The organism is Acinetobacter sp. WCHA45, from assembly GCF_002165255.2.
Classification (GTDB): Bacteria; Pseudomonadota; Gammaproteobacteria; order Pseudomonadales; family Moraxellaceae; genus Acinetobacter.
Map to the genome: position 1 here is coordinate 1,315,831 of NZ_CP028561.1, position 25,356 is coordinate 1,341,186.

Annotated in this window: 22 protein-coding genes and 2 pseudogenes; 10 read left to right on the top strand and 14 right to left on the bottom strand. The window is 37.4% G+C overall.

Features of this window, described 5'->3' with window-relative positions; translation table 11 throughout:
• The first annotated feature begins 148 nt into the window (after positions 1–148).
• Both tkt and CDG55_RS07705 read left to right on the top strand, forming a co-directional pair.
• The gene (gene tkt / locus CDG55_RS07700; protein ID WP_087535892.1) at positions 149–2,137 is read left to right on the top strand and encodes a transketolase; all 1,989 of its coding nucleotides are present in this window, start codon (positions 149–151) and stop codon (positions 2,135–2,137) included.
• A 79-nt stretch (positions 2,138–2,216) separates the two neighbouring features.
• Positions 2,217–2,651 carry an Imm44 family immunity protein gene (locus CDG55_RS07705; protein WP_087535891.1) on the top strand — a complete coding sequence of 145 codons (435 nt, stop codon included), beginning with the start codon at positions 2,217–2,219 and terminating at the stop codon, positions 2,649–2,651.
• A gap of 26 nt (positions 2,652–2,677) precedes the next feature.
• On the opposite strand, the pseudogene CDG55_RS07710 reads toward CDG55_RS07705, so the two are convergent.
• A pseudogene (locus CDG55_RS07710) lies at positions 2,678–2,781 on the bottom strand (OsmC family peroxiredoxin); the annotation flags it as partial.
• A 34-nt stretch (positions 2,782–2,815) separates the two neighbouring features.
• On the opposite strand from CDG55_RS07710, the gene CDG55_RS07715 reads away from it, so the two are divergent.
• Positions 2,816–3,313 (top strand): hypothetical protein, encoded by a 498-nt coding sequence (locus tag CDG55_RS07715; protein WP_087535890.1) that lies wholly within the window; start codon positions 2,816–2,818, stop codon positions 3,311–3,313.
• A 9-nt stretch (positions 3,314–3,322) separates the two neighbouring features.
• Here CDG55_RS07715 and CDG55_RS07720 read toward each other — a convergent pair whose 3' ends face one another.
• Positions 3,323–3,733 carry an OsmC family protein gene (locus CDG55_RS07720; RefSeq protein WP_087535889.1) on the bottom strand — a complete coding sequence of 137 codons (411 nt, stop codon included), beginning with the start codon at positions 3,731–3,733 and terminating at the stop codon, positions 3,323–3,325.
• Positions 3,734–3,960: 227 nt separating this feature from the next.
• Here CDG55_RS07720 and CDG55_RS07725 point away from each other — a divergent pair, with 227 nt between their 5' ends.
• A complete protein-coding gene (locus CDG55_RS07725; RefSeq protein WP_005159723.1) occupies positions 3,961–4,539 on the top strand; it encodes a YceI family protein in 579 nt (192 codons plus the stop codon).
• Between the two features lie 273 nt (positions 4,540–4,812).
• Here CDG55_RS07725 and CDG55_RS07735 read toward each other — a convergent pair whose 3' ends face one another.
• The gene (locus CDG55_RS07735) at positions 4,813–5,346 is read right to left on the bottom strand and encodes a lecithin retinol acyltransferase family protein (protein WP_087535888.1); all 534 of its coding nucleotides are present in this window, start codon (positions 5,344–5,346) and stop codon (positions 4,813–4,815) included.
• Positions 5,347–5,517: 171 nt separating this feature from the next.
• On the opposite strand from CDG55_RS07735, the gene CDG55_RS07740 reads away from it, so the two are divergent.
• Entirely contained in the window at positions 5,518–6,255 is a 738-nt protein-coding gene (locus CDG55_RS07740; protein WP_087535887.1) for a phosphodiester glycosidase family protein, read from the top strand.
• Positions 6,256–6,301: 46 nt separating this feature from the next.
• Here CDG55_RS07740 and CDG55_RS07745 read toward each other — a convergent pair whose 3' ends face one another.
• The 3 genes from CDG55_RS07745 to putA all read right to left on the bottom strand — a co-directional run bounded on the left by CDG55_RS07745 (position 6,302) and on the right by putA (position 11,836).
• A complete protein-coding gene (locus CDG55_RS07745) occupies positions 6,302–6,529 on the bottom strand; it encodes a hypothetical protein (RefSeq protein ID WP_004661846.1) in 228 nt (75 codons plus the stop codon).
• Positions 6,530–6,778: 249 nt separating this feature from the next.
• Positions 6,779–7,864, bottom strand: a complete 1,086-nt coding sequence (trmA, locus tag CDG55_RS07750; RefSeq protein WP_087535886.1) for a tRNA (uridine(54)-C5)-methyltransferase TrmA — start codon at positions 7,862–7,864, stop codon at positions 6,779–6,781.
• Between the two features lie 210 nt (positions 7,865–8,074).
• Entirely contained in the window at positions 8,075–11,836 is a 3,762-nt protein-coding gene (gene putA, locus CDG55_RS07755; RefSeq protein WP_087535885.1) for a trifunctional transcriptional regulator/proline dehydrogenase/L-glutamate gamma-semialdehyde dehydrogenase, read from the bottom strand.
• Positions 11,837–11,956: 120 nt separating this feature from the next.
• Here putA and CDG55_RS07760 point away from each other — a divergent pair, with 120 nt between their 5' ends.
• Positions 11,957–12,448, top strand: coding sequence for an Lrp/AsnC ligand binding domain-containing protein (locus CDG55_RS07760; protein WP_004662457.1), 492 nt, complete (start codon positions 11,957–11,959; stop codon positions 12,446–12,448).
• 58 nt (positions 12,449–12,506) lie between these two features.
• Here CDG55_RS07760 and putP read toward each other — a convergent pair whose 3' ends face one another.
• Positions 12,507–14,003, bottom strand: coding sequence for a sodium/proline symporter PutP (gene putP, locus CDG55_RS07765; RefSeq protein WP_087535884.1), 1,497 nt, complete (start codon positions 14,001–14,003; stop codon positions 12,507–12,509).
• Positions 14,004–14,484: 481 nt separating this feature from the next.
• On the opposite strand from putP, the gene aspA reads away from it, so the two are divergent.
• Positions 14,485–15,927, top strand: a complete 1,443-nt coding sequence (aspA, locus tag CDG55_RS07770; protein ID WP_087535883.1) for an aspartate ammonia-lyase — start codon at positions 14,485–14,487, stop codon at positions 15,925–15,927.
• Between the two features lie 74 nt (positions 15,928–16,001).
• On the opposite strand, the gene gcvH is transcribed toward aspA, so the two are convergent.
• The 5 genes from gcvH to CDG55_RS07795 form a co-directional block, all read right to left on the bottom strand.
• Positions 16,002–16,376 (bottom strand): glycine cleavage system protein GcvH, encoded by a 375-nt coding sequence (gcvH, locus tag CDG55_RS07775; protein ID WP_005159743.1) that lies wholly within the window; start codon positions 16,374–16,376, stop codon positions 16,002–16,004.
• 97 nt (positions 16,377–16,473) lie between these two features.
• Positions 16,474–17,499, bottom strand: a complete 1,026-nt coding sequence (locus CDG55_RS07780; RefSeq protein WP_087535882.1) for an AraC family transcriptional regulator — start codon at positions 17,497–17,499, stop codon at positions 16,474–16,476.
• A 127-nt stretch (positions 17,500–17,626) separates the two neighbouring features.
• On the bottom strand, positions 17,627–18,067 hold the full coding sequence (locus CDG55_RS07785) for a MaoC family dehydratase (RefSeq protein WP_004662447.1): 441 nt from the start codon (positions 18,065–18,067) through the stop codon (positions 17,627–17,629).
• Complete coding sequence (locus tag CDG55_RS07790) at positions 18,067–19,917, bottom strand: ABC transporter ATP-binding protein (protein ID WP_087535881.1); 1,851 nt, start codon at positions 19,915–19,917, stop codon at positions 18,067–18,069. Before CDG55_RS07790 ends, CDG55_RS07785 begins: the two co-directional genes overlap by 1 nt.
• A 244-nt stretch (positions 19,918–20,161) precedes the next feature.
• Positions 20,162–20,692 carry a hypothetical protein gene (locus CDG55_RS07795; RefSeq protein WP_087535880.1) on the bottom strand — a complete coding sequence of 177 codons (531 nt, stop codon included), beginning with the start codon at positions 20,690–20,692 and terminating at the stop codon, positions 20,162–20,164.
• Positions 20,693–21,297: 605 nt separating this feature from the next.
• Here CDG55_RS07795 and CDG55_RS07800 point away from each other — a divergent pair.
• Both CDG55_RS07800 and CDG55_RS07805 read left to right on the top strand, forming a co-directional pair.
• Positions 21,298–21,492, top strand: coding sequence for a hypothetical protein (locus CDG55_RS07800; protein ID WP_087535879.1), 195 nt, complete (start codon positions 21,298–21,300; stop codon positions 21,490–21,492).
• 128 nt (positions 21,493–21,620) lie between these two features.
• Positions 21,621–22,319, top strand: a pseudogene (locus CDG55_RS07805) (IS4 family transposase).
• A 72-nt stretch (positions 22,320–22,391) separates the two neighbouring features.
• Here CDG55_RS07805 and CDG55_RS07810 read toward each other — a convergent pair.
• On the bottom strand, positions 22,392–23,171 hold the full coding sequence (locus tag CDG55_RS07810; protein WP_005159755.1) for a ferredoxin--NADP reductase: 780 nt from the start codon (positions 23,169–23,171) through the stop codon (positions 22,392–22,394).
• Positions 23,172–23,289: 118 nt separating this feature from the next.
• Here CDG55_RS07810 and tsaA point away from each other — a divergent pair, with 118 nt between their 5' ends.
• Positions 23,290–24,006: a tRNA (N6-threonylcarbamoyladenosine(37)-N6)-methyltransferase TrmO gene (gene tsaA / locus CDG55_RS07815; RefSeq protein WP_171287546.1), complete on the top strand. Its 717-nt coding sequence runs from the start codon at positions 23,290–23,292 to the stop codon at positions 24,004–24,006.
• An 8-nt stretch (positions 24,007–24,014) separates the two neighbouring features.
• Here the strand turns inward: tsaA and CDG55_RS07820 are convergent, their stop codons facing one another.
• The gene (locus tag CDG55_RS07820; RefSeq protein WP_416333007.1) at positions 24,015–25,232 is read right to left on the bottom strand and encodes an MgtC/SapB family protein; all 1,218 of its coding nucleotides are present in this window, start codon (positions 25,230–25,232) and stop codon (positions 24,015–24,017) included.
• Positions 25,233–25,356: the final 124 nt, after the last annotated feature.

Consider the following 25,356-nt stretch of genomic DNA (forward strand, 5'->3'; position numbering starts at 1 on the left):
TAAAGAATTGTATTTGAATGATCAAAATATAAGAAAAATCGTGTATTGCACTTTACCCCATCTTGTTTTTTTAAGACAATAGTCGCAGTTTTTGAAAGATGATTTCTCATCTTCTCTCATCTTATTTGATTTAATCGGATTCTGACTTATGACAACCCCTTTAAATGAACGTCGTATTGCAAATGCAATTCGTGTCTTGGCTATGGATGCTGTGCAACAAGCAAACTCAGGGCATCCTGGTGCTCCAATGGGGATGGCAGATATCGCTGACGTAGTTTGGCGCGAATTTTTAAATCATAACCCAAGCAACCCACAGTGGGCGAACCGCGACCGTTTTGTATTGTCAAATGGTCACGGCTCAATGTTGCAATATGCATTATTGCATTTGACAGGTTATGAGTTATCTATTGAAGATTTAAAACAATTCCGTCAATTACATTCTAAAACACCAGGTCACCCAGAATATGGCTATGCACCTGGTATCGAGACCACAACTGGTCCATTGGGTCAGGGCATTGCTAATGCAGTTGGTTTCGCTTTAGCTGAAAAAACTTTAGCTGCACAATTTAACAAAGATGGTTTAAACGTTGTTGATCACTTCACTTACTGCTTCTTGGGTGATGGTTGCTTGATGGAAGGTATTTCGCACGAAGTATGTTCACTTGCAGGTACTTTAGGTCTTGGTAAGTTGATTGCTTACTACGATGACAACGGGATTTCAATTGATGGTGAAGTGGAAGGTTGGTTTAGTGATGATACTGAGCAACGTTTCAAAGCTTATGGCTGGCAAGTGCTTCGTGTAGACGGGCATGACGCTGATGCGATTCGTCAAGCAACTGTTGAAGCGAAAGCTGAAAGTAATAAACCAACGATCATTATCTGTAAAACGATTATTGGTTTAGGTTCTCCGAATAAACAAGGTAAAGAAGACTGCCACGGCGCGCCACTTGGTAAAGACGAAATCGCTTTAACACGTGAAGCATTAGGTTGGAAAGAAGAAGCGTTTGTTATTCCAGAAGATGTGTATGCAGCTTGGGATGCAAAAGCTAAGGGTCAAACTTCTGAAGCCGCTTGGAATGAATTATTTGCTCAATACCAAGCAAAATATCCAACTGAAGCAGCGGAATTATTACGTCGTATCAATGGTGATTTACCTGCTGAATTTGCTGCACAAGCTGATGCATTTATTGCTGAAACCAATGCAAAAGCAGAAACGATTGCAACTCGTAAAGCCAGCCAAAATACTTTACAGGCATTCGGTCCATTACTCCCTGAATTATTAGGTGGTTCTGCTGACTTGGCTGGCTCTAACTTAACACTTTGGAAAGGTTGCCAAGGCGTACAAGAAAATCCAGCGGGTAACTACGTGTATTACGGTGTTCGTGAATTCGGTATGACCGCAATCGCAAATGGTGTAGCTTTACACGGTGGTTTTGTTCCTTACGTTGCAACATTCTTAATGTTTATGGAATATGCACGTAATGCTGTACGTATGTCGGCATTGATGAAGCAACGTGTGATTCATGTTTATACACATGATTCGATCGGCTTGGGTGAAGATGGTCCAACGCATCAACCAATCGAACAAATTGCATCGTTACGCGGTACGCCAAACTTAAATACTTGGCGTCCATGCGATACAGTTGAAGCTGCAATTTCTTGGAAATCTGCGTTACAACGTAAAGATGGTCCAACCGCATTAATTTTCTCTCGTCAAAACTTGCCATTCCAAGCACGTAATGAAGCTCAAATTCAAAATGCTGCAAAAGGTGGTTATGTACTTGCAGAAGAAAAAGGTGAGTTGAAAGCTATCATTATTGCTACAGGTTCAGAAGTTTCATTGGCGATGGAAGCATATGCACAGCTTGAGGGTGTGCGTGTAGTGTCTATGCCATGTGCTGAAGAGTTTATGAAGCAAGATGCTGCTTACCGTGAAGCTGTATTACCTGCACATATTCGTGCCCGTGTAGCGGTTGAAGCGGCTCATGTGGATTACTGGTGGAAGTTTGTTGGTTTAGACGGCAAAGTGATTGGTATGACCACTTACGGCGAATCTGCACCAGCCAAAGACTTGTTCCAATTCTTCGGTATCACTACTGAAGCAGTTGTAACTGCGGTTAAAGAATTGACTGCTTAATCAAATTAAGTGGTATAAAAAAGCGTCCTGATTAGGGCGCTTTTTTATGACGATTAAATGGAATCAATAAGGGCTTAATATGCAAATATGGATGAGTAGTGAATCAAGTAAAGAAGTATTAAATGAAGAGCAACTTACTCGATTACAATTAGCTCGAAATTATGTGGAAGAAATACTTAAGAAAGAGTTAAAAAATAAATCATATGATTTGCCTTTAGAAAGTTGGGATTGTATTACGGTAATGATGGGACCAAATGATTTTGGTGAGCGAGTCAAATATTCTGTAAAAAAAAGAAGTATGGATTTTCGTTTAAAGATAGATCCTAGTGTATTTAATACAACAGATGATTTAGGTCGTCAAAAACTAATTTTTGTAATGCTGATGAGAAGTTTGGATTTACTTAAAGAAAAGTTTGAAAAAGTAAAACCAAAATTGGATGATCGTAATTATGAGGAATTAGAGCGACTTCGATCTGATGCTTTAGATGTTGCACGAAATGAGGGTTGGCTATAAAGTTCTTACAAATATTCAGCTTAGACTCAACCTATACTTAACTTACTCTGAATCGAAATATTCGACGTTAACAACTTATGAATCGGGCAATTTCCGCTACTTTTAATAAACATTTATGCTGATCAGTGGTACTTTATTGAAACTTAAAAGATTGAGTTATTCTGATGAGAAAGGAGTTCGAACTTCATGCTTTTGATGAAATATTAAATAATGTCAAATCTTTATACTTTTTTAATTTGAACGTAGATGAAAGATTTTGGCAACATGCTGAATATGGTTTTTTGATTCGTTTTCTCCACGAAAGTTCAAAGATAAAAGATCATAAAAAGAGCATTGATCACTATACTTCTCGATTACATTCCTATTTTGATAAAGTAATTCAAAATAGACTTAAGCTAGATATAAATAAATCATCATTAAAATTAGAAGGGAAAATTTTAGCTTTCAATGTTCATTTAACCATGTTTGACAGTTTGGGTGAGGGTGAAACAGGTGGTTTTATCGATGGATGCGATACTCCACCACCTGAATTATGGATTCATTTTGATGGGGAAATCTTGTATTCATACATTCCTGCCGAATTCATCGAAATGGTGAATTCGGCGATAATGGTTTCTATGAGTGAATCATTGGAATGGAAAACAGATTTAATTGAAATTTAGTAAGCGTACTTATCCTATATTCAATTCACTTTGAATCGAAATATTCGACGTTAATAATTTATGCACAGGACAGCTTTCAGCTACTTTGAGTAATCGTTTGTGCTGATCTTCGGTAAATTCACCTTTTAAGATAATTTTACGTTCAATATTGTTTTGACCTGCTTCAGGTTCAGCACTAGGATTTAAAGCCAAATCAACCTGAACATGATCAAGTTTAATTCCTTTATGGTTTGCATACATTTCCAGTGTAATGGTTGTGCACGCACCTAAAGCTGAAAGTAGCAGTTGAATTGGATTTGGTGCTGTATCTTGACCACCTTTATCTGTTGGTTCATCTGCATACCAAGTATGACCCGAAGAATCCGTAAGCGTAACACGATAAGGGGTTGGGGTATTTAGAGCTTGAACTGTATGAGTCATATTCTACCTTGTTGTTTATCTTTAAGAATTTAAATCTAAATTTATCAATCGATCATGTTATTCCTCAGATCAATTGTCCACTACCTAATGGTCTTATGATAATTGTGTTTGATATGTGCTGTAACGTTTTTATTGTTGCACGGATGAAACATATCGTTTTATAAAGAATAGTGAATAAAAATACTTGATCTATAGACTATTGCTTATATCAAACAAGGATACGAAAAATGCAATTTAAAACATTAAGCCTCGGTTTAGCTGCTGCTATCGCAAGTTCTGTAACATTAGCTGCGCCAGTAGACTATAAAATCGATCCAACACATACAGCAACAGTATTTAGCTGGAATCACTTTGGTTTCTCTACGCCGAGTGCAAACTTCACTGATATTCAAGGTACAATTAAAGTTGATAATGCAAAACCTTCAAATTCATCTGTAGAAGTGACGATCCCTTTAAGCAGCGTAAATACCAATGTTGTTGCTTTGGATAAAGAATTCCAGGAAGAAGCTTGGTTTAATGCTGCGAAATATCCAAATATTACTTTTAAAAGTACTAAAGTAGAAACCAAAGACAAGAAACACTTCAAAATTACAGGTAATTTAACCGTTAAAGGTGTGACTAAGCCGGTGGTATTGGATGCTGTGCTGAATAAACAAGGCGAGCATCCAATGGCGAAAGTACCTGCGATTGGCTTCAATGCAACAACAAGCTTTAACCGCTCTGCATTTGGTATCGGTAACTACGTGCCGAATGTTGGAGATAAGATCACTGTGAATATTACGACTGAAGCAACTGCTGCAAAGTAATATCAAGCAAATCGTTAGATTGATAAAAAAAGCTCATGGAACTAATCCCTGAGCTTTTTTTAATTTTGGGTGTAAATTTGGTGTATTGATTCAATATTATGCTGTTGCGTTGAAAGCTTCGGCATAAACAACGCTACCTGTTGGGATGGTTTTGGAGAAAGCAAGCACCTGAAAATATTCAGCAGGTACATTTTCTAAAACCAGTCTCGGATCCGCTTTAAAGCCAAATCTGCCATAAACGATAAATCATTAATCTGATAAAGCCTACGCGTTTTAATCTTTCGCCTGTTTTTCTTCTGGCAATAAATATTCAGGCATAGATTTCTTCGCTTGTCTGCGTAGCATCATTTTGATGTATAAAACAATTGCAAAACAAGCCGTCGCAATCGTTAACATGATGCTATTCATATAACTCATGATCGAACTAATATAACCAATGGTCGCAAGACGGCGTTGCATACGCTCAACCTGTGTGCTGGACTCAACACCTGTAATTGCCCATGTACATAAATGTTCGCAGTTATTGATAATCAAATGATACTGGTTTTCATGCATACGTGAACGCATACGTCTTACTACAGCTTTGGCCTTGTAGCGAGGGGATAGATAATTCTTGATATGGATTGTTTTGCCATGTGCAAAACGTTGCAGTGAGGTTGTTTCAATCGGACGTTTTTTTAAAATATGGGCAAAACCTGAATAATGAATAACTCGTCCACGACCTGCATAAATACCATGATGACTATAGCCAAAGTGTTTAACAATTAGGTGCGCACCGAGAGGGAAATGTCGCTGTGTTTGCTGCATACTCATACAAGACTATTGTATTTACAGATGTATTTTAATCAAAAAATATGAATCTATCGAGTGCATTTAAAGACTCATTTATACGATTATGTGTGGAGATTGTATCTATTCTTTTTATGTTGAAATACATTGTGGGACAATGCGGTTAGTCGATTTGAACAATATTAAATTATGCTAAAAAAATCGTTTATAGCCTCATTGGTCAGTATTTGTATGTCTCATGTTTATGCGATGCAGCATCAAATAATTAAAGTAGACAATATTTCATACGATGTAATTAAAGTAGACCATTTACAGCAACTCAGACTTTTCCTAAAAGATCCAAAGAATGCTCGTTATTATCAAAAATTTGCTCATATCCAAAAAATGCTTCCAACATGTGAACAGTTAAGTTTTGCTATGAACGCAGGTATGTATCACCCTGATTTTCAACCTGTCGGTTTATATGTTGAGGAGGGTAAAGAAATTGTTGAACTTAATGAAGCGCAAGGATTTGGTAATTTTTTTATGCAACCAAATGGCGTGCTTGCATGGAATGATAAATATGCTGTAATTAAAACAACGACAGATTATAAATCCATGAGATTTAAGCCACGGTTTGCTACGCAGTCTGGACCAATGTTGGTTTATAAAGGCCAAGTAAATAGCCAATTTTTAGCAGATTCAAATTCTCTAAAAATAAGAAATGGAGTCGGTGTTAGAAATAATCAGTTGTACTTTGTGATTTCACAACAACGGGTCAATTTTTATCAGTTCGCACAATTTTTCAAGCAAAATTTAAAAATTGATAATGTGTTGTATCTTGATGGTTCAATTTCAAGTTTATATTTATCCAAAACTAAACGTCATGACAAGACTTTTAATTTAGGTCCAATCGTTGCTGAAATTGCTCAAGAGAATTGTAATTAATCAACTTCTCATCTTCTAAGCATTAGAAGATGAGAAGCGTTTATTTTTATTGAATTGGCGTTTTGATAAGAGCAAGAAGCTCTTTGCGGCTATAGCCTCGGGAAATGAGAACTTTCTTTATACCTTTAATCACATCTTCATCTGTTGCTTTGACTAAAGCATCCAGTAGTTGTTCATTTGATTTGCAAGAACAATCATTTTCAACGCAAGAGGTTTGGTTCTTGTGTTCATTATATTGCTGATCTGCATTAAACAATTTTTGCCAAAAACTCATAGAGCCTTCATATACAACCTAACATAGATCGAAATATAGTCACTTTAAAATAAAATACAAGTCAGCTTAAGTGATAAAAGCAGCAGTTGATCTTCAGTTTTTTCGATGATTCTTTTTGTTTCTAACGAAATTATGACAGTTGAATGACTTGATCTTTGAAAAACATCATTTTTTCTAGTAAAAACTTTAAATAAAAATAGAGAGTTATGAGAACTCTCTATTTTTAATGGTTACTTTGCAATAATTTGTTTAAATCTTTTCGAGCAATACACCAGATTCCACATGATGGGTAAAAGGGAATTGATCGAACATCGCAAATTTTATAATACGATGTGTTTGACTGAGTGTTTTTAAATTATCATGTAAGGTATCTGGGTTGCATGAAATATAAAGAATACGCTCAAAACCCTGTAGTAATTTCAATGTTTCATCATCAATGCCTGCACGCGGTGGATCGACAAATACCGTGTCAAAGTCGTAGCTTTGAATGTCGATCTCAGCTTCCTGCAAACGTCTAAATTCACGTTCACCTTGATAGGCTTGAGTGAATTCTTCAGCTGATAAGCGAGCTACCTGTATATTTTCAATCTGGTTTTGCTCAATGTTCCATTGCGCTGCGTAGACTGAAGATTTAGCAAGTTCAGTTGCAAGGACACGTTTAAATTTCAAAGAGAGTGGTAGAGTAAAGTTACCATTACCACAGTACAATTCTAATAGGTCTTTCTCAGAGCTTTCAGCAGCATCACAAGCCCACTCCAACATATGTTGGCACACTTGTGCATTGGGTTGTGTAAAGCTACTTTCAATTTGTTTGTATTTAAAAGTACGACCATGAACATTGAGTTGTTCAACCACGTAGTCGTCACCAATAATCACTTTTTGGCCACGGCTACGCCCCATAATTTTAATATTCAGCTTTTCTGCTAAAGCTTTCGCAGCGATTTCCCAATCTGCATCTAAACGGCGATGATAAATTAAAGTCACCAACATTTCTCCGCTCAATGTGGCGAGGAAATCAGCTTCAAAAATACGTTGCGATAAAATAGGAGTTGCTTTTAATTCTTCTAATAAACGTGGCATCAAATCATTGATGCTTTGATCTGCGATAGGAAACTCATCAACTCGTATAACTTCTTTTTGTTTACCATCTTCAGCACGTTCAAACATGGCATAGAACAAATCATTTTCGGTATGCCAGATACGAAACTCTGCGCGCATACGAAAGTGTTGTTCAGGTGATTGAAACACTTCTAAAGTTGGGGGATTGAACGGAGCGAATTGTGTGGTAATGCGTTCAACTTTCTCTTGAAGTTGCTGTTGATAAGATACGGTCATAAAAAGAAAGCTACAGCTGAAATCTAAAGCCGAATGGTATCAAAAAAGCAGTTAAAGGTGCAGGGAAATTATGATTATCCCTGATTTAAACGAATTGGTTTCATTACATGATGGTGTGGAAATTTTTGTAAAAACCATTTGTCTTAAAATTAGAAAATAAAAACCCGAACCATTTAAACATGATTCGGGCTAGGAGATTGAAGACTTAAATTAGTCTTCAGATAAAGTCATTAAACTCGCATTACCACCTGCTGCAGCCGTATTCACACTGATTGCACGTTCGATAACAAGACGTTCTAAAGGAATTTGTTCATTTGCTTGTAACTGGGTAATCCCGACAATCGCACCTGAACGGGCAGCAACTTTAGTTTGCAAATCTTGTAACTGTTCAACAGAACCATGATGAAGCACTGCATCAAACGTATCATTTTCAACACTTGAAATCACAGTGATCGCATCTAAGACATCTTTTGGTAAAGACGCTTTGTGTTTTACTAAGAATGCATTGTCTTTCAACACAGCAGCAGTACTACTGACGGAGAAAATCGCTAATAACTGTTGTAACTGGCTCGCTTCATCATTGGCAATCGAAAGCACACGATGACGAGGCAAGATAATGTATTGATTGCTTTCACCTGTTGGGCCTTGCAACTCGTAGAATTTACCAACACTAAATGCTGGAATTGTCGGAATTGCGTGAGGCATATTTTGTTTAGCCCAAGTCAACAAGTTCTGGTAAGCAACATTTGATAAAGCATCAAATTGAGAGATTTCAGCTTTAACCGCAAAAGGTGTTGCTAAAACTTTCTCTGAACAATGTTCCATTAAGCGGTACATATACAGTGGACCACCAGCTTTAGGACCAGTACCAGATAGGCCTTCACCACCAAATGGTTGCACGCCTACCACAGCACCAACGATGTTGCGGTTGATATATAAGTTGCCCACTTCTGCACGTTGGATGACAGTATTAATCGTTTCATCAATACGTGTGTGTAGACCCATGGTTAAGCCATAGCCTTTTGCATTGATGCGATCGATCAATTGCTCAAGTTCACCATATTTATAGGTAATGATGTGCAAAACAGGACCAAAAACTTCGCGCTCTAAGTCATCAAGGTTTGGTAATTCAATCGCTGTTGGCGGAACAAATGTACCTTGTGCAAGTGTCTGTTGGCTTACAGCATCGTTAAACATCAATTGATGAACAGGGTAGCCCTTAGATTTCATCTTTTGAATGTGCGTATCGATGGTTTGTTTGGCTTCAATATCGATAACAGGGCCAATGTCAGTTTTTAAGATTGCAGGGTTGCCTACGATCAACTGCTGCATTGCACCTTTCAACATTTTAATCACAGTTGCAGCACTGTCTTCTTGTACACATAAGATACGAAGTGCAGAACAACGTTGACCAGCACTGTCAAATGCTGAACTGACGACATCGAGAACCACTTGTTCAGTGAGTGCAGAAGAATCGACGATCATCGCATTTTGACCACCTGTTTCCGCGATGAGCGGGATTGGTTGACCATTTGGAGATAAACGTTTTGCCACAGTTTTTTGCAAGATTTTTGCAACTTCTGTCGAACCCGTAAACATAATGCCTTGAATGCGATCATCTTGGCTAAGTTGAGCACCAACAGTTTCACCACGACCCGGCAGAAGTTGAACAACGGCGTGTGGCACACCAGCTTCCCAAAGCATTTGAACGGCTTGCGCTGCAATGAGTGGTGTTTGTTCTGCTGGTTTGGCAATCACACAGTTACCACTGACCAATGCAGCAGCAATTTGACCAGAGAAAATCGCAAGAGGGAAGTTCCATGGGCTAATACACAAGACTGTACCTAATGGCTTTACTTGTGCATTTGCAGGCAAGTTTTCGATTTGTGTTGCGTAGTAACGTAAGAAATCAACGGCTTCACGAACTTCTGCAATCGCATTGGCATAAGTTTTACCACTTTCACGGCAAAGTAATACCATCAATTCTTGGATGCGAGCTTCCATCAAATCTGCAGCGCGTTTTAAGCAAGCTGCACGTTCAACTTTATCAGTTGCAGCCCAGCTTTGTTCAGCTTGTACCGCTGCTTCTAATGCCAGTTGTACATCCGCGCTAGTCGCTTCATTGATATGACCGACAATTTCACTATTTTGTGCAGGGTTTGTAATTGCAATCGCATTACTTTGATCGTGAACTGTTGATTCAAATCCAAGTAAAGGCGCACTTTTCCAAATTTGGTGACGCAGCTTTTGCGCAGTCGCATCCAGAGCTGCGAGTGGTGTGTCGTTATTTAAATCAAAACCACTTGAGTTCGGACGTAATGGGTAAAGATCATGCGGAAGTGGAATCGCAGGATGTTTTAAGCCAATCTGACCTTCATCTTTCGCAGCAGTTTGAATATCTTTGATTGGAGACTGAATCAAGTCTTCAACTTTTAACGTCTTATCAGCAATACGGTTTACGAATGAGGTATTTGCACCATTTTCAAGTAAACGACGGACTAAGTAAGCCAATAAGGTTTCATGGTTACCCACTGGCGCATAGACGCGGCATGGCACACCAAGTTTATTGTCTGCTTTTGAACCTACAACTTGCTCATACAAAGGTTCGCCCATACCGTGTAGGCATTGGAACTCATATTGACCTGGATAATATTTGCTTGGGTCTGCAAGTGTATAAATCGTTGCAAGTGATTGTGCATTGTGCGTTGCAAATTGCGGATAGACTTGATCTGGTGCGGCAAGAAGCTTCTTCGCACAAGCAATGTATGACAAATCAGTGTGAACTTTACGGGTAAACACAGGGTAATCCGTCATGCCGTCAATTTGCGCTTTCTTGATTTCGCTATCCCAATATGCACCTTTCACTAAACGGATCATCAGGCGTTTGTTACTACGTTTTGCAAGATCAACGATATAATCTACCACGTAGAAACAACGTTTTTGATAAGCTTGAATAACGAAACCAATTCCTTTCCAATTCGCAAGTTTTGGTTCGAAACATAAACGCTCAAGCAATTCGAGGGAAATTTCTAAACGTTCAGATTCTTCAGCATCGATGTTTAAGCCGATGTCATATTGTTTTGCTAAGCATGCAAGTTCGAAAACTTTGTTGTAAAGCTCATGATGTACACGATCAATTTGCGCACGTTGGTAACGTGGGTGCAAAGCAGAGAGCTTAATCGAGATACCAGGACCTTCATAAACACCACGCCCGTTTGATGCTTTACCAATCGCATGAATCGCTTGAGTGTAATCGTTATAATAACGCTCAGCATCATGGTCAGTTAGCGCAGCTTCACCGAGCATATCGTATGAATAGCGGAAACCTTTGTGTTCAAATGGTTTTGCATGCTCAAGTGCTTCTTCGATGGTTTCACCCGTAACGAATTGCTCGCCCATCATACGCATCGCGACATCAACCGCTTTACGAATGATGCCACGTCCACTGCGAGCGAGAAGACCTGTTAAAATACTTGATAAGCTGGTTTGTTTAGGTGTTTCCATTAACTTGCCAGTCAGCATTAAACCCCAAGCAGCGGCGTTTACGAACATCAGGTTACTTTGACCTAAATGCTCTTTCCAGTTGCCTTGGTTGATCTTGTCACGAATTAATAAATCACGTGTTGCTGTATCTGGAATACGAAGTAATGCTTCTGCCAAACACATCAATGCCACACCTTCTTGTGAAGAAAGTGAGAACTCTTGGAGTAAACCTTGAACAATACCTGCTTTTCCAGCCGAGCTTTTACGTTCACGTAAATTATGTGCAAGACTGAATGCTAATTCATAAATTTTTTGATCAAGATCAGGAGAAATATCTGCTGATTCTGCAAGTTGTTTAACCGCTTCATGCTCAGCACGTCGCCAAGCTGTATTAATGCGTTGCTCAAACTCACTTTTTTCTTTAAATTCGGTGATATAACCGTCTGTGTGAGCTGTGTCCATTTGTGCAGGAGTATCCAATGTATTCATACTAAATTCCAATAACAATCTCTAGAACATATTGAGTAGAGAGGTTTAGATAATTTATGATTACAGAATAAAACCCGAGTAACTCACTATAATTTACCTATTTTTTAGAGGAAAATTCAGTTGAATGGCCCTATTTATACATTAGATCGTACCGATCTGAAAATTCTGGATATTCTTCAAACAGATGGAAGAATTTCCAACAGTAAATTGGCTGAATTAGTGAACCTTTCGCCGACTGCCGTGATGGCTCGTGTCCAAAAGTTGACGAAGGATGAATTTATCTTGGGATATGAGGCAAAACTCAATCCGAATAAGTTAAATGCGAGTTTTCTTGTGTTTGTTGAGGTGCTTTTAGATAAAACCACCCCAAATGTGCTCGAGGATTTTATTGATGCGGTAACGCAATATCCTGAAATTGTTGAGTGTCATATGGTGAGTGGTGGCTTTGACTTTTTGATCAAATTGCGTAGCGCAGGGATGGAGGAGTTTCGTCGTATCGCAGGGCAAATTTTATGGCAACTTCCTGGGGTGAAGGAAACACGTAGTTATCCTGTGATGCAGGTGGTGAAAGACAGCTCTAAAATAAAAATTAAATCAAGAACCAAATTTTAATAAAAGATTAAATAAAACAAAGGGGCTCGAAAGCCCCCTTAAATTTTACTCAGAAATTTTATTTCATTTCTCTCGTATAGATTTCATCTGCTTGTTCAAAACGACTAGTCACAGTTGCGTTAGGTGCTTTACCAAGTAAGCTCACCACAACAATACTGATCAAGGCAAAAATGAAACCAGGAATAATTTCATAAATACCAGTACTAGCAAATACATTTTTCCAAACAATCACTGTAACTGCACCGATCACCATACCCGCTAAAGCGCCGTTTAGCGTCATACGTTTCCAGAACAATGACATGATAATCAATGGACCGAAAGCAGCACCGAAGCCAGCCCAAGCATAAGAAACTAAGCCAAGTACTTTACTATCGGGGTTTTGAGCTAAAGCAAGCGCCAACATTGCAACAGCGAGTACCATTCCTCGACCAATCCAAACTAACTCTTTTTGAGTTGCATTTTTACGGATCAAGCCTTTGTATAAATCTTCAGTTAATGCGCTTGAACATACCAATAACTGACAACTTAAGGTACTCATGACTGCTGATAAAATTGCAGCAAGGATCACACCAACAACCCAAGGGTTGAATAAAATTTTAGTGAGTTCCATAAATACTGTTTCAGGGTTAGCTGTTACAACCGCGGCAAATTCAGGATGTTGGTGGAAATAAGCAATCCCGACAAAACCAGAACCAACTGCACCTGCCAAGCATAAAATCATCCATGTCATACCGATACGACGAGCAGCAGGGATTGATTTAACAGAATCGGCAGCCATAAAACGAACTAGAATGTGAGGTTGTCCAAAATAACCCAAACCCCAAGCAGCTGCTGAAAGAATACCAACAATACTTAAATTTGAAACAAAATCATAAGCATGTGGGCGTGCACTCTCAACAATTGCTGTAAATTCTTCGACACCTACACCCAAAGACATGTATGTGACGATAGGTAAAAGCAATAACGCAAAAATCATCAAACCAGCTTGGAATGTATCAGTCCAACTGATTGCCAAGAAGCCACCGATACAAACATATCCGATAGTTGCAAATGCACCAAGCCATAAAGCGGTTTGGTAAGGTAAGTGGAATAATGTTTCAAATAGACGTGCACCAGCTACCATGCCAGAAGCACAATAAATCGCGAAAAAGATCAGAATAATCAATGCAGAAGTTACACGTAAGATCTTTTTCTGGTCATCAAAACGACCAGTGAAATAATCTGGTAACGTAAGCGCATTATTCTGAACCTCAGTATGAACGCGTAAACGTCCAGCCACGAGATACCAGTTGAGCCATGCACCAATGATTAAGCCAATTGCAATCCATGATTCAGATAAGCCTGTCAAATAGATTGCCCCAGGTAAACCCATGAGTAGCCAGCCACTCATATCGGATGCACCCGCAGATAAAGCGGTAACGAAACTACCTAGGCTTCGTCCTCCAAGAATATAATCATCAAGGTTTTTGGTAGAAAAATAGGCGTATAAACCGATACCAAGCATGGCGATAATATACACCACGAACACAACAACAGTGGGATTCGAAAAATTCATAATGGATGCCTGTCCTTACATATCCATAACTGTGCAATCCCATCTGAATAGACAAAAATGATTCACTACTCTAACAAGACTGATAAGGCCACAGATTCAAGCACGAATGATTTTTAAAATACTGTTTTGTTTTTGTATATTGTTTGTGTGTTTTATGTAATTTAAATTAAGCGTATGAATCTTAATTTTTAAATCTAAAAAAGCTCACTTTTTTTTAAATAAAAGAAAGATATTTGCGGCTTAAAAATAGGCTATATGTTTCAAATTATTGCGGCGGTAAAAATTGATAGTAATAACAGGCATTTTTGAACAGGAAAATAGAATGAAATGACAACACATGTTGTTACACAAGCAACAATGCAGAGAAATTACATTATAAAAAGCTCGTAATGTTAAGCAATTCTGCTAATGAAAATTTATTTGAAATCTTCCATATTATTTCTTTGCACCATTAGGGTGCATTGTCTGAGAGAAATGGAAAGTGGACACGGTTCAAGCAGCAACCATAAGAATAGAGCATGATTTACTTGGCGCAAAAGAAGTGCCAATAGATTGTTATTACGGAATTCATACTTTACGCGCAATTGAAAATTTCAAAATTTCTTCGCAAAAAGTTGGACAAAATAGTCACTTTATTCGTGCGTTAGCACAAGTGAAGAAAGCATCTGCTCAAGCGAATCTAAGTTTTAATAAATTAACAGAAACTCAAAGCTTGGCGATTCAGCGAGCTTGTGATGACTTAATTAATGAAACACAAAAATGGCAAGACTCATTTCCAATTGATATTTATCAAGGTGGGGCAGGCACGTCGATTAATATGAACACGAATGAAGTCATTGCCAATATCGCACTTGAATCATTAGGTCATCAAAAAGGTCAATATGACATTATTCACCCGAATGATCATATCAACAAATCACAATCAACGAATGATGTGTATCCTACCGCGATTCGTTTATCGACTTATTGTTCTCTAGATGCATTATTCACACAAATGGATAAATTGATTACTTCATTTGAGAATAAAGCAATCGAGTTTCGCTATATTTTAAAAATGGGGCGTACCCAACTTCAAGATGCGGTGCCGATGACACTTGGGCAAGAATTTCATGCATTTGCAACTTTATTAAAAGAAGATGTCCGCCTGATTAAACGTACACGCGAGTTGTTGCTTGAAGTAAATTTAGGTGCAACTGCAATTGGTACTGGTGTAAATACACCTAAAGGCTATGCTGTAAAAGTAGTTTCGTGTTTGAAACAAATTACAGGTTTAAATTTAGTTGGTGCTGAAGACTATGTTGAAGCAACCAGTGATTGTGGCGTCTTTATTATTTTATCGAGTGCCTTAAAACGTCTTGCATGTAAACTTTCAAAGATTAGCAATGATTTACGTTTGCTAAGTTCAGGACCTCGTACTGGTTTGGGTGAAATCCAATTACCTGAATTACAAGCTGGCTCATCAATTATGCCTGCAAAAGTAAATCCAGTTATTCCAGAAGTTGTAAATCAGATTGCATTTAAGGTGATTGGTAACGATCTTACGATTACATTTGCAGCAGAAGCAGGACAGTTACAGTTAAATGTCATGGAGCCTGTGATTGCAATTTCCCTCAATGAGTCAATTGAGCTATTAACCCATGCGATTCAAAGTTTGGATGAAAAATGTGTACGTGGAATCAAAGCACATGAACAAGCATGCCATGATGCGGTCATGCTTAGTGTAGGGATTATTACTTTGCTCGATCCATTATTAGGTCATGCTTTGTGCGATGAAATTGGTAAGCAATGTATTGCAGAGAATAAAACGATTCAGGAGGTTGTGCTAGAGCGAGGTTTACTCACACAGGCTCAACTTGATGAAATTTTCTCTTTTGAGAATTTGGTTTCAGAAGTAGATGGTATTCAGGTTGATTATGTTGCTTAATTAATTAATTAATTAAGCATAAATAAAAAGCCCAGTTCTTAACTGGGCTTTTTAATGTTTGAATTTATTTAAAATTACAAACCTGATTCATATTCACTATGTGAAAGTAGCTTTTCAACATCAGCCATATTGTCTGGTTTGATTTTATAAATCCAACCTTTACCATAAGGCTCTTCATTAACAAAATCAGGATCATCTTCAAGCGCAGTGTTTACTTCAACGACTGTGCCTGAAACAGGGGCATGAATGTCAGAAGCAGTTTTGACTGATTCAACAATACCCGCCTGTTCAGTTGCAGTCACATGGCTGCCTACTTCTGGTGTTTCCACATAGACTAAATCGCCCAACTCATCCTGTGCATGGTCACTGATTCCAGTAACAACTAAATCACCTTCGATTCTTACCCATTCGTGTGTTCGTGCATATTTTAAATCTGCTGGATGATTCATGACAACTCCTTAAACAATCTGTCGTATCATTTTATTTGGCTTTATACAGGTTTTTTAGTTAAAACAAAAGTGTTTATAAATGAAGCACTTTGCAATATTACAAATAAGGGTCTTTACGCCAGTTACTCGGACTGCGTCCACTCCAGCGCTTAAATGCACGGCTAAAATTTGCTACATCAGAATACCCTAATTCATCAGCAATTTGTTCTAAACTATAATCTGTTCTAGATAGTAAAGATGTTGCATGACGATAGCGTACTTCATCTACCAAGGTAGAGAAGGATGTACCTTCAGCTGCTAGTTGACGTTTGAGAGTGCGATCTGACATATGCAGAAGCTCAGCAACACTCTCGATGCTTAAATAATGCTGTTCTGAATTGGTTAAAATATCACGTACACGCATTGCAAGGCGACGACGTTCGCCTAAAGCAGAAAGTTCAGTTTCACACTGATTAATTGCAATTTGGCTGGCAATTGGATCTGCATTGACCATTTTTAAACCGAGGTATTTTTTATCAAAACTCGAAATTAAATGCGGCTGATTAAAACGTACTGTACTGGTTAATTTATCACGATATTTATCAAAGCCCGCAGGCTCAGGGAAATCTAAATCAACTTCACTCTTTAAGTCTTCAATTCCTGTCAAGGCTTTGGCCATGGTCATAATACCAATCGTTAAACCTAAGATAATTTCAGTACGTAATGGTTCAACTTCAATATCACATTGTAGTTGTAAGGTTGCTTTAGATCCAAAAGTAGAAAAGTAAAGTTGTAAAAAAGGTAAGCGTAATTGAATGAAACGGCTTGCAAGTGCAATCGCATCGGTAATGTCATGCGCAGTCATAATGGCATAACCAATAAAACCGTGAATAGAAATACGCATTTGCGTACCTAGGTGAAATCCTAATGTACTTTCACCTGTTAAACGCAAGGAATGTTTAACTAATTCATTCGCAATAGGCGTAGGAATTCGATAATTTGGGTCAGCTAATTGCTCACTGGTTAAATGAAAAGGAGCAAATAAGGTTTCATCGCTATATCCCCAGCGTGAAACAACATCTAATAGCAATAAGCCATAGACGCCTGGTATACCTTGATCTTGACGAGTTGAAGTTGTTTGCATGTGCTTTCCGTGGCGCTCATCAATTTTGCCAATATCTTTTAAACATTTATGTCTGAAACATCTTTACACGAAATAAAATAATCAATCATAAAAATTGTTGGACAAAAGAGTCATCCAATCTCCAAAATTAAGCTGCTTTTCTAAAGACCATTATTTTGGTTGTTGATATTAATAGCACATCGCCATGTTGGTTCAAAGCTTGCGTAACGTAACTGACGATACCGCGATCGGTTTTGGTTTTAGACGGCACGATTGCCGTAATTTCAATTTCTACATGAATCTTATCACCAACACGGGTAGGGCGAGGCCAACGAAGACTAGATTCTGAACCCAGTAAACCACCTGCGATGGGAAAACATTCGGTCCACAAACGCATTGTGATTGCTGAGGTATGCCAGCCGCTGGCAGCTAAACCTTGAAAAATAGGATGTTGCTCAGCTGCTTGCTCATCTAAATGAAATGGTTGGGGGTCATACTGGCTTGCAAATTGTTTCACTTCTTCAAGCGTGATTTCATAGTCACGACTAATGAAGCGATCTCCAATATTTAAGTCTTCTAAATACAACATTATTCTGTGTCCTGAGCAACTGCTCGCTCCTCAACTAAAAAACCACCTGTTTGGCGTTTCCATAATTGTGCATACAAGCCATCATTTGCAATAAGCTGCTCATGTGTACCTTGTTCAGCAATTTTGCCTTGATCAAGTACAATGAGACGATCCATTTGAGCAATAGTAGATAAACGGTGTGCAATTGCAATGACTGTTTTGCCAACCATTAAGTCATTTAAACTGCTTTGAATCGCGGCTTCAACTTCTGAGTCAAGCGCACTTGTTGCTTCGTCTAAAATAAGAATAGGTGCGTCTTTCAAGAAAACTCTAGAAATAGCAATACGTTGACGTTGGCCGCCAGAAAGTTTTACGCCACGCTCGCCGACATAAGCATCAAATCCAACACGTCCTTTCTGATCAGTCAATTGTGGAATAAATTCTTCTGCTTTAGCTTTTTTGATAGCAAGCTGAATCTCTGCTTCAGTCGCATTAGGGCGACCATATTTGATATTTTCAGCTACCGTACGATGTAATAGAGAAGTATCTTGAGTGACCAGTGCAATATTTGCACGTAAACTATCTTGTGTAACATCATGGATGTTTTGTCCATCAATCAAGATACGACCCTGATTAATATCATAAAAATGCAAAAGTAGCTGAATAAGGGTAGATTTACCCGCACCAGAACGACCAACAATACCTATTTTCTCACCAGGCTTAATCGTAAGATTAAAATGATCAATTACATTTTTTTGATTATAAGCAAAACTAACATCTTCAAAACGAATTTCACCCTGTTGAACTTTTAGTTCAGTTGCATCTTTTTTATCTTGAATCTGGATAGGCTTACCTAGAGTTTTCATACCATCTTGAATGGTACCAACATTTTCAAACAGCATGGTGATGTGCCACATGATGAATTCTGCTAGGCTATCGAGTTTTAAAACCATCGCCGTGGTTGCTGCAATTACACCAATAGCAGCTTGACCTTGGGTCCATAACCAAACAGAACTACCAATCACGCCAATAAAGAGAAAAGCACTGAGTAAACGAATGCTGATTTGGTATTTCACAGCTAAGCGCATCTGTTTATAAACAGTGACCATAAATTCTTGCATGGACTCTTTTGCATACTGACTTTCACGACCAGCATGTGCAAACAATTTCACAGTTTGAATATTGGTATAAGCATCGGTAACGCGTCCAGTCATAATAGCGCGCGCATCTGCCTGTTGTTGTGAAACTTTACCAAGACGAGGAATGAAATAACTGGCAATCGCGATAAATAAGATCAGCCATAAAAGTAATGGGACGATTAAAACAGGCGAAATAGAGCCTAATACAAAGCTAATCGTAATAAAGTAAATCAGTACATAAACCAACATGTCACCAAGGATCATCCAAAATTCACGAACTGCTAATGCAGTTTGCATAACTTTGGCAGACAAGCGGCCAGCGAAGTCAGTGTGGAAAAAATCTAAGGTTTGTTGCAACAATAAGTTATGGAATAACCAGCGCATACGCATTGGAAAATTACTAAATAACACTTGGTGTTTGACGATAGATTGCAAACTTACGAAGAAAATATTTGCGAATAAAATACTTATGAGAATAGTTAGATTTTCATGATTCGTTTCTAAAAAGGTATTAGGCTGACTTTTAGTGAGCCAATCAACTAGTTTACCAATATAAGAAAAGAATAATGCCTCAAAGCACGCTGCAGCAGCTGTACAAGCAATAAGTAAAAAGAGGAATGGTCTGACTCCTTTCGTTGATTGCCAAACAAAAGCAAAAAAAGTAGTCGGTAATGGTTTGTTTAAATCTTTCGTTGGGTAAGGATCAACTAATTTTTCAAACCAACTCAGCATTACACTTATCCTCTGATGAAATTCTAATTCAGCTAGTTCAGTAGCATATCAGAAAATTAGCTTTAGAGATGAAAAGAGCGAATGTGGTTTTGTTCGCAAAAGGATAATTAAATTCCCAATTTAATTTCGAAAATAGTTTATTTTAAATAAGATTTGTTATTAATTTTTTCTTAACAAATAATATGATAAATGAAATTGCTAACGAATTATTTTAACTGATCATTAGCAATCCAAATGGTTGATATTAACGAATGGTGTAAATGGTATCGAAGTTAACATCTACTGTACAAATAAGTAAATTACAAATTAAATTATTGTTTAGTAAATTTGAAATTTGATTACTTAGATTCATTTCAAATGCTGTTAATTCTCTCATGATTATTTGGCATGCGTTATTAAATTCATGAATATTCCAGTCTTTATTAAATAAAAATTTTATAGCGTTTAAATTGTTTAATTCATACATCAAGGTGTGATGAAGTGAGAATCCTTTATCATCAACTATATTTGAACTTTGGAAGAGAATTGGTTCGAGTTGATTCGCTTTGATGAGCATTAATGAATCAATTATTTTGTTTCTAAGCTCATTATTTAAGCTATTAAAGAAACCAAAAGAAAATGTTGCAATGACCGCAGCATCCATCCAAAGTGTAGATTTATGACTCATTTTTTCTAAATGAAGTTCTATAAATTCAGATTGATTTCCGATATTCTCAGTTTGGGAGAAAAATGAGTAATCTTTTTCATTTTTGAATTTTATTGCTGAGTGAGGCATCTTCTAACTTATTATTACATTAATTAACAATATTGATACATAATGATTTTTTTTAAATTAAAATTCAATAGGTTTTATTAATATTTATTTCTTTTGATTGGTTATTGATCCGAAAATGCCTATTTGATCAATCTTTCTATTTGGAGAGTTATAATAAGTTAATTATATTAAATTAATATGAAAGGTATTTAATAATATTTAAAACTTAGGGGTATTATCTCATTTTTTATAGAAACTGCGAATGAGATCTTAGTTTTGTATTCAAATAACTATTAGTAGGATAGAAAATTTCTGTCTTTTCCCCACAAGTGTTTAGGAGATAAAACTGATATAAGTGAGAGACATTTTAGATGTATGTTGAACGAGTCGGTTTGATACAAAAGATGGGAAACCTAAGCGAGTAGTTAACAGGCTACGGATTGGTAATGGAGAGGAGTGTACCCACTTAAAGTTCTATTTGTTTCATAGAGGAAGAGCAAGACACTACACTAGGCAATTATTTAAAAATTCATTTGAAATACAACTTTTACAGTGAAAAATCAATGCATAAAACGTGATACAAGGCGTATACTCAAATTAACCATTACAATCACATAGGATTAGAAATGCTTCTTAAATTTGCGATTCGCTTTATGGCTGTCCTCCTTTCAGTACTTATCTTGGCTGCTATCGTTATTCAGTTCTTCTTCTCAAGCAAATTAACCACAGATTTGTGGATTATTGTAGTTCCTGTGATCTTAGGTATTCCAATTGTTACCTCAGTCGTAATTGCTAAAGACGATGAGTTAAGCATTCAGTGATACATACATGAATAATTAAAGTAACTATTTAAAAAGCTCATGCCAATGGGCTTTTTTCTTTGTACACGACAAAAAAAGATAACTCATTGAAATAATGGCATAATACTTGTTTTCTAACGACCAATATGATGAAATATTTCAATGATTTACATCTCATCTTAAACAAATATCTAAAGTGGAACAAGTCACATGCAAAATGTTTTACACTGATTATGCTGGCATTAATTGTAAAACAGAGCTGTTAATTGAAAATGACATTAACTTTTGTATACGTGTTAAAAACACTTTATTGTGACCAATCACTTAGCCAAGAATCATAAATTTAGTGATTTATTTCGTCATCTTCAAGTTGGTCAAACTGAATGTCGTAAACGACGTATTTGGGTCGGTCGAGTGAAACTGTATATTAGTGCGCTACGATTAGAAGATGGAGAACTTTTACTTGTTGTTTCTCCTATGTTTAATGCTTCAGCTATTCGTGATTATGCATTACGCTGGGAAATCGAAACCTTATTTAGTTGTCTCAAAGGACGTGGATTCAATCTTGAAAATACTCGTTTAACAGACCCTAGACGAGTCAAGGAATTGATAGCAGTGCTAGCTATCGTTTTATGTTGGTGCTATTTAACAGGTGAATGGCAACATGATCGGAAAAAAGTGATAAAAATAAAGAAGCATGGACGACTTTCAGTAAGTTTATTTCGCTACGGTTTGCACTATGTTCAGATGGCTATTCTACGTTTGATTGGTTTTGGAAAAAAGAAGAATTTAAGAAAGTGCTCGCAATTTTAAGGAAGAAAAAGCCTGATAGGACAAGGGCCCTATGAAATTTGTCGTGTACAGAGAGATAAAAAGAAACCGAGGGATCATCTCGGTTTCTTTTATATCGTTATTGACGTTTATTTTTCAACAAATGCACGTTCAATAACATAATCACCCATTACACCCATACGAGGGGATTCAACCAAACCATGTTGGTCAAGTAAAGCAGCCACGTCTTTTAGGAAAGCAGGGCTACCACAAAGCATTGCACGGTCAGTTTCACGATTGAAACGTGGCAAACCAATTTTTTCAAATAATTGACCAGATTCAATTGCGGTTGTAACGCGACCTTGGGTGTGGAAAGGTTCACGAGTCACTGTTGGATAGTAGATTAATTTATCTTTGATACCCAATTCTTCAAAGAACTCATGGTTTGGTAGTTCATTTAAGATTAAATCTTGGTATGCAAGCTCTGATACATAACGCGTACCGTGAACCATGATCACTTTTTCAAATTTTTCATATGTTTCAGGATCACGTAATAAAGCCAAGAATGGTGCTAGTCCTGTACCTGAAGATAACAGATATAGGTTTTTACCTGGCAATAAATCATCATGTACAAGAGTACCTGTAGGTTTTTTAGAAATAAGGATTTCGTCGCCCACTTGTACTTTTTGTAAGATAGAAGTGAGTGGACCATCTTGTACTTTAATTGAGAAGAATTCGAGTTCTTCTTCATAATTCGCACTCGCAATCGAATACGCACGCATTAAAGGCTTACCATTCACTTCAAGTCCGATCATCACAAACTGACCATTTTTAAAACGTAAGCTTGTATCGCGCGTGGTTTTAAAACTGAAAAGCGTGTCATTCCAGTGGTGAACATGAGTAATGCGTTCAACGTTAAAAGCAGCCATTAAAGGTCTCGATCACAGTTAAAAGAAACAGATTGCTATTCTAATCTAAAATCATTCTCTATAAACTGAATATATTTAATTGTGTTTATAAGAAAAAGTGATGAGCAATTCTGTGGTCATGCCGATCATCGGTTATATGCATTCTCCTTATCAGGAGAAATTTGGTATTCCAAGACAGCCAAATTTGGTGCAGGTGGAGTCCTATATAGAGTTGTCAGAACCTTATAATGATCTTTCGGCATTTGAGGGAATTGAAGACTTCAGTCATTTATGGTTATTGTGGCAATTCCATGATAATAAAAATACTGATAACTCCTTGAATCAAATGTCTAAATTCCGTCCACAAGTACGTCCACCTAGATTAGGTGGTAATCAAAAAATTGGAGTATTTGCAACGAGGAGTATGTATCGTCCATCTCCTATAGGTCTGTCGGTCGTTCGCTTTTTACGTGTTGAAAAATGTGCTAAGAGTGTTCGAATGTATGTGATGGGAAGTGATTTACTCAATAAAACTCCAATTTTGGATATTAAACCTTATATCCATTATTCAGATGCTGTGATGGATTCAGTCAGTGGCTATGCGCAAGACGAGCCGATTCGAAAGCGTGTTCTATGGAGCGAATTAGCACAATCGATTAAGCACAAGTTCATTCAAGAGAATGACACTCAGCCGAGAATCTTTGACGAGTTAGAACAAGTTTTATCTTTAGATCCACGGCCTGCTTATCATGATGATGCGAGTCGAATTTATAAAATGAAGTTTTCCACGTTCGATGTGAGTTTTAATGTTGACGATGAAAAGATCAACATATTAAACCTTGAAACTCTCAATTAGCATTAATATTAGTGTTGTTGCATCCAGAACATGATAATTAACACAGTCATATGTATGATTTGGGCTGGAATAAAAGCAAGAGCAAATTTATATCCTCCTGTTAGCGCAGCGTTGATACTTTTCGCTAAAGCATGAGCAGCAAGTCCGATCATTAATGCAATCATAAGTGTTGTTGCTTGAACGGTATCAGGCTCTGCTTGGACAACGATTGCAGCAATTGCCGCATGTATTTCAAAAAGAGATGCGATTAATGTACCTAAAATCAGACCTGAACTACCAAGCCAAAGGCTGAGAGCATATACCGCGGCTTGAATTGCTGATAAGGCAAAAGTAATAATGATGGCATTTTTGAAGCTGAACATGCGGCTGCTATCATTGGTTACGATTGTTTCACCATCGCCAATAGATGTCCGCATCAAATATAAAGCCCAAATAGATAGAACGATGGTAGAAATGATAGTTGGCAAAAATATGATTTTGAACCAAGCCAAGCTAATGCTTGCAACAATAATGAGCATTTGAATAAGCGTAGATACGCAGGACATCAAGGCAGCACCAGCATTTACATGAGAGTTCGCACCGTTGTTACGAACTTCCATACCCAGATTTGCGATAGTTGCTGTGCTTGAGACAAAACCAGATGCCAAAGCAGAAAAGACGAGTGCATTTTTTGATGATAAAAGTCTTTTGGCAAAATGTGCTAATGCTTGTACAAATAGTATGAGGCTTAATAATTTCAAAATTGTATAGGGATTTAATACAGGTCCCCAAAAAGCTTGGTTAGGCACTAAGGGCAGTGCAATCAGTATTAAAGCCAGTAGTAGCACGCCATCCCTTAATTCACTTTCATTAATCCACTGGTTTGCGAGCCCGTGAAGTGATTGTTTCGCAAAAAGTAGAATGGTCAGCGTCACTGCAAGCCCAGCAGCTAAATTGATATTCCATATGCAAACAGCACCAATGAAATAGGTCATTATGAGTGCAAGTTCAGTAGTCACACCAGGATCATCAGGTTGATTTTTAAGTGATGCAATACTTATAGCACCAATTAAAATTGCCCCCGTAATTCCTATTTCTAAATTAAATAAAAAGCACAGTGTTCCTAAAAGAGAGCTAATTGCAAAGGTTCTAAAACCAGCAAAGGTTTTGGTCTTACGTTTAGCTTTGCTTTGTTCTCGTTCTAAACCGATCAATAATCCACAACCGAGCGATACAGCAAAAATCATGATTAACTGACTTAAAGCCGTATTTTGTATTGATAAATCAAGTAAATCAGTCATGTCGTATCCTTTCGCTTAGAGGATCATCGTTATTGTTTAGGCAAAATTGAGTTGAATTTATATACTTTAA